Annotated in this window: 8 protein-coding genes; 4 read left to right on the plus strand and 4 right to left on the minus strand. The window is 67.9% G+C overall.

The window, feature by feature from the left end; all coding sequences use genetic code 11:
* Positions 1-456: hypothetical protein (locus JNK68_14370; GenBank protein ID MBL8541528.1), on the minus strand; the 456-nt coding region annotated here is incomplete at its 3' end.
* Positions 453-1,883, minus strand: coding sequence for a TolC family protein (locus JNK68_14375; GenBank protein ID MBL8541529.1), 1,431 nt, complete (start codon positions 1,881-1,883; stop codon positions 453-455). The genes JNK68_14375 and JNK68_14370, both read right to left, overlap by 4 nt.
* 140 nt (positions 1,884-2,023) lie before the next feature.
* On the opposite strand from JNK68_14375, the gene JNK68_14380 reads away from it, so the two are divergent.
* Together JNK68_14380 and JNK68_14385 are read left to right on the plus strand one after the other, a co-directional pair.
* Complete coding sequence (locus JNK68_14380; GenBank protein MBL8541530.1) at positions 2,024-3,010, plus strand: quinoprotein relay system zinc metallohydrolase 2; 987 nt, start codon at positions 2,024-2,026, stop codon at positions 3,008-3,010.
* Positions 3,011-3,049: 39 nt separating this feature from the next.
* Complete coding sequence (locus JNK68_14385; protein MBL8541531.1) at positions 3,050-3,868, plus strand: quinoprotein dehydrogenase-associated SoxYZ-like carrier; 819 nt, start codon at positions 3,050-3,052, stop codon at positions 3,866-3,868.
* 6 nt (positions 3,869-3,874) lie between these two features.
* Here the strand turns inward: JNK68_14385 and JNK68_14390 are convergent, their stop codons facing one another.
* Entirely contained in the window at positions 3,875-4,210 is a 336-nt protein-coding gene (locus tag JNK68_14390; GenBank protein MBL8541532.1) for a hypothetical protein, read from the minus strand.
* A 234-nt stretch (positions 4,211-4,444) separates the two neighbouring features.
* Between JNK68_14390 and JNK68_14395 the strand changes: the two genes are divergently transcribed.
* Positions 4,445-6,430, plus strand: a complete 1,986-nt coding sequence (locus JNK68_14395; GenBank protein MBL8541533.1) for a sigma-54-dependent Fis family transcriptional regulator — start codon at positions 4,445-4,447, stop codon at positions 6,428-6,430.
* Positions 6,431-6,462: 32 nt separating this feature from the next.
* On the opposite strand, the gene JNK68_14400 is transcribed toward JNK68_14395, so the two are convergent.
* A complete protein-coding gene (locus JNK68_14400) occupies positions 6,463-7,299 on the minus strand; it encodes a dihydrofolate reductase family protein (protein ID MBL8541534.1) in 837 nt (278 codons plus the stop codon).
* Between the two features lie 73 nt (positions 7,300-7,372).
* On the opposite strand from JNK68_14400, the gene JNK68_14405 reads away from it, so the two are divergent.
* On the plus strand, positions 7,373-8,262 hold an 890-nt coding region (locus JNK68_14405), incomplete at its 3' end, for a dihydropteroate synthase (protein MBL8541535.1).

Raw genomic sequence — 8,262 nt, forward strand, 5'->3', positions numbered from 1 at the left:
CTCGAGCGCCGTTACGCGCGCCGCGTCGCCGCGCAGCGTGGCGTTGGCCGACTGCACGGCCCGCCGCGACACGTTGCGATCGTCCTCGTACAGCGCCTCCAGCCGGTCGCGCTCCTGCCCGCTGAAGCGCACGGCAGCGCGCACCGCATCGGCTTCGGCACGCACAGTGAGCAGGCGCGCACGCAGTTCCACCAGCGGCGCCGGGTTGATGACGACGCCGAGCGCCTCGACCACCGGCGCATACGTCGCCGAAGCGAGGGTGGCCGTGCGGATGCCGGCCGCTTCCTGCGCCTCGGCCGAGATCTTCAATCGGAGTTCGCCGACACGCGACGCGGCTTCGTCCGGCCCTTCCTCTGCTGGAGCGAATTCGTCGCGCGCCGTGTAGACGAGCGCCGCCGCCAGCAGCACGATGGTCGCACCGAGCACCCAGGGCAGGAGTGCGCGGCGTGTCGTCATCGCGCGTCGACGGCCAGTCGCGGCATGACGGGGTCGGCCACAGGCGCCGGCGTGCCGTCGAGCGGCGCCTGCACGGCGTCCTCCAGCGCGGCCCGCGCCTGCAGCCCGCGCACGCGGCTCGCCAGCGCCGCCCGCTCGACCGCGATCGACTCCAGCCGCACCCGCGTCCATTCCAGCCGATCGGCATCGCCGGCATCGAAGCGGCGTTCGGTGCGCGCCGCACGGTCGAGCGCGTCGCGCCGCACCGCCGCCGCGGCGTCGGCTTCGGCCAGCGCCGCCGTGTAGCCGACCTGCCGCGCCTCCACCGTGGCGATCGTGCGCGCCTGCAGCGCCAGGAAGCGGTCGGCTTCGAGATCGCGGCGCGCCTCCGCCTCCAGGATCGGCCCCTCGTTGCGGTTCGCGAGCGGCAGGAACAGGATCGAGCCGAGCGCCCAGATGCGGTCACCCTGGTCCCAGAGGTAGCCCGGACGCAGGATGACGTCCGGGTACTGCCGGGCGACTTCGAGACGCAGCGCGGCCTCGGCCACCGCGTAGTCGGCAAGACCGCGGCGGATGTCGAGACGGTTCTGCAGCGCCAGGCTGCGCAAATCCAACCCGCTCTCCAGCGCCGGCGCGGCCGTGAAATCGGCAAACGTCAGCGTCAACCGGCTCACACTCTGCGTCGGCACGCCGAGCGCCTGCGCCAGCGCCGCCCGCGTTTCCAGATCGCGCGCCTCGCTGCGTGCTGCGATGAGCTGCGACTCTGCGAGCCGGGTGCGCGCCCCCGCGACCTCGGCGGCCGAGGCGAAACCGCGCTCGAGCCGCCGCTCCAGCATGGCAAGCTCTTCGCGGCGCAGCGCGACTTCCCCGTGCGCGAGCCGGACTTCTTCTGCCGCCGCATGGGCGTCGATGTAGCGCGCCTGCACGCGGGTGCGCGCAAGCCACGCCGCTGCCGCCAGATCGAGCAGGGCACCGTCGGACAGCGCCTGCGCCTGCGCGAGCCGCGCCTCGCGCTTGCCGCCGGTGACGATCGGCAGGTCGAGGACCAGGCTGACGGTCCACGGCGAGGTCTTTTCCTCCGTGGTCTGGCTGTGGTGCTGACCGCCGAACTGCACGGCGGGATTCGGCCGCTGCGCCGCCGTCACCTCCCCCGCCCGCGCCACCGCCACCTGCGAGCGCGCGATGTCGAGCTCCGGCGCGTGGTACAGCGCAACCCAGGTGAGCTCCGTCAGCGTCCAGTCCGTCCGCGGCCAGGGATCGACCGCAACGCCGCGCTGTTGCAGGTAATCACGCAGCGCTGGCGATTCCAGCGAGCGGGCGTTCAACTCGGCCGCGGTGCGCGCCGGATCGAGAGGCTTCGGCTCGTAGGTGCGGAAGCCGCAGCCCGCCACCGCGAACAGACATCCGAGCAGGAGACAGGCAGGGAGGGGAAACCTCGCGGCGGACATGGTGCACGCATCTTAGCGGCGATCGTCCGGCGACGGGAAGCGCGTGCACCGCCGCAGTGCAAAAACGGGGTCGCCGCGCCGCGGACCGGCACGCCAGAAAGCAGGGCGGCGCCACCTTCGGCTATATTTCCGGATTCTTCATGCATCGCCCGCCGCTTCGTCCCGTGTCAAACGTGCTCGCGACCGCACCGTCCCGTCTCCGCCACTGTCATCGGGCGCTGCTCGCGCTCGCGATGCTCGTCCCGTCGATCCTCATCGCTGCCGGCCCCGCCCCGCTGGAAATGCGTGAGGTCGCCCCCGGCGTGTTCCTGCATCCTGGCGCGCAGCAGGATGTGACGCCGCAGAACCTCGGCGGCATCGCCAATGTCGGATTCGTCGTCGGGGAGCGGTGCGTCGCGGTGATCGACAGCGGCGGCACGAAGCAGCTGGGTGATGCACTGCAGCAGGCGGTGCGGACCAGGACCGACAAGCCGGTCTGCTACGTCATCAACAGCCACGTCCATCCGGATCACATCTTCGGCAACGCCGCCTTCTCCGCGGACCACCCGACCTACGTCGGTCACCACAAGCTGCCGGCGGCGATGGCCACGCGCGGCCCGGTCTACCTGAATGCGCTGGAACGCAATCTCGGGGCAGTCGCGGCGGGCAGCACGGTGATCCCGCCGACCCTGCTCGTCCGCGACCGCCTGGACCTCGACCTGGGCGGCCGGACACTGCAATTGCGGGCATGGCCGACCGCGCATACCGACAACGACCTCACCGTCTACGACCCGAAAACGGGCACGCTGTGGACGGGGGATCTCCTGTTCGTCGGCCACGTTCCGGTAGTCGACGGCAGCGTCCGCGGCTGGCTCAAGGTGATGGCGGATGTACAGGCACTGCCGGTGGAACGGGTGGTCGCCGGCCACGGTCTGATCGAGAACGGCTGGCGCGACGCGTTCAAGCGTCAGGAGGCCTATCTGCGCCTGATCCTCGACGAGACGTGCGCTGCGCTGAAGAAGAGGCAGACGATCCAGCAGGCCGTCGCCACGGTTGGGGAATCGGAGCGGGAGAAATGGCTGCTGTTCGATCTCTTCAACAAGCGCAACGTGACGGCCGTGTACTCCGAAGTGGAGTGGGAAGACTAGAGTGCGAAACGAGAAGAACCAAAGCGAGGAGCACCCATGATGCAGCGACTGTTCGCCCTGCTCGTGCTGGCAGGACTGCCCGCGATGCCTTTGCTGGCCGCCGAGCCGGCACAGAAAGCCGGAAACTGGGAACTGGTGCGGGCTGGTCTCTTCGGCGACCGCGCCATCAGCGAGAACGATGGCAAGGTGCTCGTGCTGGAAGCGCCCGACCGGGCGGAGGACGCCGCCGTGGTCCCGCTGTCGATCAAGACCCGTGTGACGCAGCAGCCGGAGCGCTATATCAAGAAAGTGTATCTCGTCATCGACAGGAATCCGTCACCGGTCGGCGCGGTCTTCACCTTCACGCCGGACAGCGGTCGCGCCGACATCGACACACGGGTGCGCATCGAGGAATACACCACCGTGCGCGCGATCGCCGAGATGAACGACGGTTCGCTGCACATGGCGTCCAAGTACGTGAAGGCGGCGGGCGGTTGTTCGGCCCCTGCCGGCAAGGACCTGGAAGCATCCATGGCGCGCATGGGCAAGATGAAATTCAGGCTGGACACCGGTCTCAAGCCGGACGAGCCCTCGGTCGCGCAGCTCATGGTCAGCCATCCGAACGTCTCCGGCCTCGCCATGGACCAGGTCACGCGGCTCTACGCGCCGCCGCAGTTCGTGCGCAGGATCGACGTCACCTATGCCGGCAAGCCGCTCATGTCGGCGGAGGTGGACTTCACGATCAGCGAGGATCCCAACTTCCGCTTCTATTTCGTGCCCAGGGCGGGCGGCGAACTGAAGGCCGATGTGGTCGATTCCAAGGATCTGCACTTCACGAGCTCGGTCCAGGTTACGCCCGGCGCGCTGCCGGGCTCGTGAGTCCGGCTACTCGACGAAGCACGCCTTGTTGGCATCGGCCTCGGCCGCCTTCCACTTCTTGATGAGTGCGCGCATCTGGTCGGAATCGCGGAAGACCCCCATCCTCTCGCCACCCATGTTCGAGTAACGGGCGACGCTGGAGGCTTCGACGTAGGAGTCGTAGGGCATCTTCTTGGCGATGGCATCGATCGCGCACGAACACTTGTAGATGTATTCGTACTTGCCCTCGTGATTCTTCATGCACTCGAGCACGTACTGCACGCGGTCGACCGTGGGGTAATCGTCGGCGAGTACGGCACCCGGGACGAGCAAGAGCGTTGCAGCCAACGTGCGGCGGATCATTGTGAGCTCCCGAAAGTGTGATGTGGAATGACGGAGGTCTGCCTGCTGGTCAAGTGACTTGTCGTTTCTGGTAACATCCGCACTCGACCACAACGAAGGCGGCAGACTGCCTCCTGTGACAGACCTCCGGCCCCATGCGTTCCCCGGGTCAGACCTGCCAGGACAGCTCCGGATCTCCCCGCAGATTCGGTACTGACCGCCCCGAGGGGAGCGCCAAAGCTGGAGGGGGCTCCCATGTCGGACGTTGTGACCAATCACGCTCGGCACGTCTATTCAGTCATTCAAGCGAGTTCGTCGGCGGACACCAGCGGTGTTGCCGGCCGCGTCGCGCTTTCCTGGAAACGCTGCGTCAACGACTACGGGCTCGATCCGGCCGAGCCGCGCGAGCCGGGATACGTCAGCGCAGCCGAACTCGCGGATCGCCAGGCCCGTCTCGCGGACCTGCTGGTGCTGGCCCGTCCCGAGATGGCGAGCCTGTCGCAGCAGATCGCCTGCTCCGGTTACGCCATCGTGCTCACCGACAGCGACGGCGTGGTGTTGAGCTGCTTCGCCGAACCGGGGCTGGACAGCCTCGCAGCGAACAGCGGCCTGACGCCGGGCGCCATCTGGACGGAGCGCACGCAGGGCACGAATGCACTGGGCACCTGTCTCGCCGAGCGGCAACCCGTCGTCATCCATCACGCCGAGCACTTCCTCAGCCGCAACATCGGGCTCACCTGCTCTGCCGCGCCGATCTTCGATCACAACGGCGCGCTGATCGCGGTGCTGGATGCTTCCGGCGAGCCGCAGGTGACGCGCCAGCACACGCTCGTGCTCGTGAGCATGGCGGCGCAGCGCATCGAGAACCGTCTGTTCCTGCACCGCTTCGGCAGCGAGTTCATCCTGCGCTTTCACGGACGTCCCGACTTCGTGGACTCGCCGGGCGAAGGCATGATCGCGTTCTCGGCCGCAGGCAGCGTCCTCGCAGCCAACCGCTCCGCCTGCCTGCAACTCGGCTATACCTCGCCGTCCGAAGTCATCGGGCGCGACATCGGCGAACTCTTCATCGAAAGCGCTCAGGTGCTGGTGGATCTGTCCTCACGCAACGGCTTCCATCCGACGCCCATCGTCGAAGCACGGCGTGGCGGGCGCTTCTTCGGCACCGTGCGGCCGCCTGCCGGAGCGCGTGCAATCACGGTGCCGCGTCCACCGCAGCGCCCCGCGCGGCGTACCCCTCCAGCCGAGACGGCGGCCGCGCCGCTCGACGCGCTGGACACGGGAGATCCCGCCATGATGCTCGGCATCCGGCGCGCCAAGCGCGTGCTGGACAAGGACATCCCGGTGCTGCTGTGCGGCGAGACGGGCAGCGGCAAGGAAGTGTTCGCCAAGGCGATGCACCAGTCCAGCGAACGCGCCGGCAAGCCGTTCGTGGCGCTCAACTGCGCCTCCATCCCGGAGACGCTGATCGAATCCGAACTCTTCGGTTACAAGGCCGGCGCCTTCACCGGCGCGGCGCGCGATGGCCGTCGGGGAAAGATCTTTCTTGCCAACGGCGGCACGCTCTTCCTCGACGAGATCGGTGACATGCCAGTGCAGTTGCAGGCGCGCCTGCTGCGCGCGCTGGAAGAGCGCGAGGTGCTGCCGCTGGGCGGTGAGGAACCGATCAAGGTCGACATCAGGCTCATCAGCGCGACCCATTGCAACCTTGCCGAGAAGATCAAGACCGGCGAGTTCCGGCCTGACCTCTATTACCGACTGCACGGCCTCGTCGTCACGCTGCCCCCGCTGCGTGAACGCGGCGATCGCCGCGAGCTGATCCGGCGCATTCTCGCGGAGGAAGCGGAAGACACTCCGGTCGAGATCGAAGAGGCCGCCATGGACCGCCTCGACAGCTACGGCTGGCCGGGGAATCTGCGCGAACTGCGCAACGTGCTGCGCACCGTGCTCGCGCTGCGCGAAGGCCGGGTGATCACGGAGTTCGACCTGCCCGAGGCAGTGCGCACGGGCAGCAGCCCGTTGCTGCCGGCACCTGCCCCTAACGTTGCTGCAACCGCCCCCGCCTCCGACCTGTCACCGCTCGAGAATGCCGAGCGCGAGGCCCTTGTGCGCGAACTGGATCGTCATCACTGGAACATCACCAACGTTGCGCGGCGCCTCAAGATCAGTCGCAACACGCTGTACCGCAAGATGCAGCGGCTCGCCATCCGCGATCCCAACAAGAAGGAGAAGGTTCTGCACTAGCAATCGGGCGAGCCTGCAACCGGCGGCGCGCCTCACACGCCGCCAGGCTCGAACTGCGCGAACCACTGGCCTGCACCGGCGGGCTGCTGCGCATCGTAATAGAGCGTCCGCAGCCTGAGGTGCCCGGCGGGACCGAGCAGTGCACCCGAGGTCAGGGTGGCGAAGCGCTCGCCGCCGAGGATCTGATGCGTGATCGTCAGGAAAAGGCGGCCGAGTTGATGCTGTCTCAGCATCGTGTCGAGCATGCGCGGCCCGGCCACCAGATAGGCGCTGCGATACCCGAGCTGCGCGAGCATCGATGCGACCGGCTGCGCTTCCACGTGCGCGCCGGTGCCGGCCACGACGACGTCGAACCCTTGGCTTTCGAAGTGGCGCACACGTTCCAGCGGTGCGCCCGCGACGGTCATGATGGTCAGCCGCTGTCCGTGATCGCGCACCGATCGCGGCACCTCGAAGTCGAGGGTGGCGCTCGCGACGACGATACCCGGCTGGCCGTGAAACCCGTGCGCGGCGCGCCATCGCGTGAGGTCGGCGGCATCCGCCCCGATCCCCACCTGCAGGATGTCATCGAGGCTTCCCGATGCGACCGCCCGCAGATAACCGCCGTGCGTGACGAAGCAGTCGGCTTGGGCCATGAGTTCCTGCAGCAGGCGGAAATCATGACGGCTGACGATCGCCTCCGGGAGCGCAAGCTTGCCACTTTGGGTGTCGGCGACGGCGATGCGCCCGTCCAGACTCGCGACGAAGCTGCCGTAGATCACGGGCGCACCGGGTCGCCCCAGCCCCGGGAGATCGAGATCGAGCCAGGCCCCCGCAAGCTCCCGGCTACGGCCAGGTTGCGGATAGAGCTCGATGAGGGGCGCGTTCATTGCCGAGTGCGGGCGGTTTCGATGCGTTTGAGCGACGGCCCCGAGGCCGCGTCGCCGCCAGTAGAATAGCCTGATGTCCGATCACATACTGTTCCTCACGGGAAAGCTCGCCGAGAAAAGCTTGCACAGGGTGCTCGAAGCGATGCGGCCCGCCGGGTTCACCTATGACGTGCGGCAGATCGGCATTAGCGTTGCCGGTCTCATGACGACCGATTTGGTCCGCCGACGGGTGACGGACATCGGGCAGGCCACGCGACTCATGGTGCCGGGCCGCTGCCGGGGCGATCTCGACGGGCTGTCGACGCACTTCGGCGTGCCGGTCGTGCGCGGTCCGACCGAGCTCAAGGATATACCGCAGTTCTTCGGCCGTGCCGGTCGACCGGTGGATCTGTCGCGTTACGACGTGCTCATCTTCGCCGAGATCGTAGATGCCACGGCGCTCGATGTTCCCGCGATCCTGGCGCGCGCGCGACGCTACCGCGACGACGGGGCGGACGTCATCGACCTGGGCTGCCTGCCCGACACGCCGTTTCCGCACCTCGAAGAAGCGATCCAGGAACTCCGGCGCGAGGGCTTCCAGGTCAGCGTCGATTCGCTCGACGCGGCGGACCTGCGTCGCGGCGGCAAGGCCGGGGCGGAGTATCTGCTCTCCCTCAAGGAAGACACGCTTTGGATCGCCGAGGAGGTGCCCTCCGTCCCCGTGCTGATCCCGGCGCAGCCCGGCCATCTCGACTCGCTCGCACGCGCGATCGAGCGCATGAGAGCGATGGGTCGCGCGTTCTTCGCCGACCCCGTACTCGATCCGATTCATTTCGGTTTCACCGAATCGATCCTGCGCTACGCTGAACTGCGCCGACGCTTCCCGGACGTGCCCATCATGATGGGCATCGGCAATCTCACCGAACTGACCGAGGCCGACACAACGGGCGTCAACGCCCTGCTGTTCGGCATCGCTTCCGAGCT

This window comes from Betaproteobacteria bacterium (assembly GCA_016791345.1).
Taxonomy (GTDB): domain Bacteria; phylum Pseudomonadota; class Gammaproteobacteria; order Burkholderiales; family JAEUMW01; genus JAEUMW01.

Coding starts and splice junctions, on each gene's coding strand:
- JNK68_14385 (MBL8541531.1), top strand. CDS start 3,050: ATGCAGCGACTGTTCGCCCTGCTCGTGCTGGCAGGACTGCCCGCGATG.
- JNK68_14400 (MBL8541534.1), bottom strand. CDS start 7,299: ATGAACGCGCCCCTCATCGAGCTCTATCCGCAACCTGGCCGTAGCCGG.
- JNK68_14390 (MBL8541532.1), bottom strand. CDS start 4,210: ATGATCCGCCGCACGTTGGCTGCAACGCTCTTGCTCGTCCCGGGTGCC.
- JNK68_14375 (MBL8541529.1), bottom strand. CDS start 1,883: ATGTCCGCCGCGAGGTTTCCCCTCCCTGCCTGTCTCCTGCTCGGATGT.
- JNK68_14380 (MBL8541530.1), top strand. CDS start 2,024: ATGCATCGCCCGCCGCTTCGTCCCGTGTCAAACGTGCTCGCGACCGCA.
- JNK68_14395 (MBL8541533.1), top strand. CDS start 4,445: ATGTCGGACGTTGTGACCAATCACGCTCGGCACGTCTATTCAGTCATT.